At 71.4% G+C, this 1,458-nt stretch carries 1 protein-coding gene; it reads right to left on the bottom strand.

Going from position 1 to position 1,458, the window contains the following annotated elements:
• The coding region (locus ACFYV5_RS34675) for an IS200/IS605 family accessory protein TnpB-related protein (RefSeq protein ID WP_389175515.1) at window positions 1-1,431 on the bottom strand (1,431 nt) is incomplete at its 3' end.
• Window positions 1,432-1,458: the final 27 nt, after the last annotated feature.

Genomic DNA, 1,458 nt, shown 5'->3' with positions numbered 1-1,458 from the left:
TTGGGCGCGCCTTCCGATCGCCACGGCAGCCGTGTCGTGGCGAGTGGTCTTACGGGTGGTGCTGGTCAGGGACTTCTGCCAGTGCTGGGCGCCCCACTTCGAGGTGTAGGCGGGGTCGACGGCGATGATGCTGATGCCGGTGGCGTCGGCCATGGAGGTGAGGCGGGTTCGGAGTTTGCCGGTGGGCATGCCGGAGATCAGCTGCCGGAATCTCTTGCGCCGTCCGTGTTTCTCGCGGGTCTTGTCCGCCGTGAAGTCGAGGTCCTCGACCGCGATCGCCGCCACGCCGCAGGTCTTGGCCCAGTTCAGCAGCCGGGACAGCGCGTGGCGGATCTGTGCGTCGCGGTGCTGGGCGGTGCCGGACAGGTCGTAGGAGAAGCGGCGCGGATTGCCGATGGGGTTGCCGTGGACGTCGAGGCGCCAGGCGGCGAGATGGTCGGCGTTGGTGTCGACACCGATCACCCCGCGCGCGAGTGCCGCCTCCAGCGGGACTGTGGGGGCGGGCGGGATCTGCCAGGAGGCGGTCAGATACCAACGGCCCCGCGCCACGTCCAGGTGGAGGCGGTAGGCGACCGCCCGGTTCGCCTCGACACGATCGGCCCACTCCTGCCCCCGGTGCGCGAACCGGACCCTCGCGGCGAGGACGTAGCGGCCGTGCGGGGCGTTCGCCAGCGCCGCGAGCGGCGCCGGCAGCTTGATGCTGACTTCGCCGTCGGGGGTGACCCGGATGGTCTCGTTGCCGTACCGTTTCCCGGATTCCCCGTCCGCCGATAGGAACCAGCGCTCCGCCTCCCAGCGTTCGCGCCACTGCGTGTCGGTGAGCTGGGCGTCGGCGAGGTTGTGCCGGGTGTTCAGCAGCCGACGGCCGCCCCGCACCACGCGCACCCGTCCCGACCGCCAGTCCGCGACAGCAGCCGTGTGCCGGGCCTCCAGCACGGCCAGACGCCGCGACTTCGCATGCCACTCCCGCCGCGAGCGGTAACCACCCGGCGCCCGCTTGCTGCCCTTCGCGCCGATCGGCAGGGACAGCCGGTGCTGGAGCACCCTGATCCCGGCTTCGAGGTTCTGGATGTGCGCGGCCAGGCAGCGCCGGGCCAAAGCCCACTGATCATGCGACGCCTTCGTCACCGCACCGGCCCACCGCGACGACGACCGCGGCGTCAGCACCCGCTTCCGCACCGCCCACGACTGGGCGGAATGCTCCAGGCCGTCAGCGCAGCGGCTCGCGAGATCCCGAGAAGCGAGCGCACCCAAGTGCGCGCCCAGCAGCCGCAGAACCCTCTCGTCACCGCCGGTCAGGCCCTTGAGGCGGTCCCGTACCGCTACACCGGTAGGGCCGGACGCGACGAACGGCGCAGCGGGCACCCGAAGACCTGAAACGGACCGCACCCCGCTTCCACCCACCGCAACCCCCCCGCCCGAGGCCGACAATCTTTCGTGCCGTACGGGTCAACGAAC

Origin of the sequence: Streptomyces sp. NPDC003035 (genome assembly GCF_042888285.1) — a bacterium.
Taxonomy (GTDB): domain Bacteria; phylum Actinomycetota; class Actinomycetes; order Streptomycetales; family Streptomycetaceae; genus Streptomyces.
Note: the sequence above shows the minus strand (reverse complement) of the source record. Positions and strands in the feature narration are given on the sequence as shown.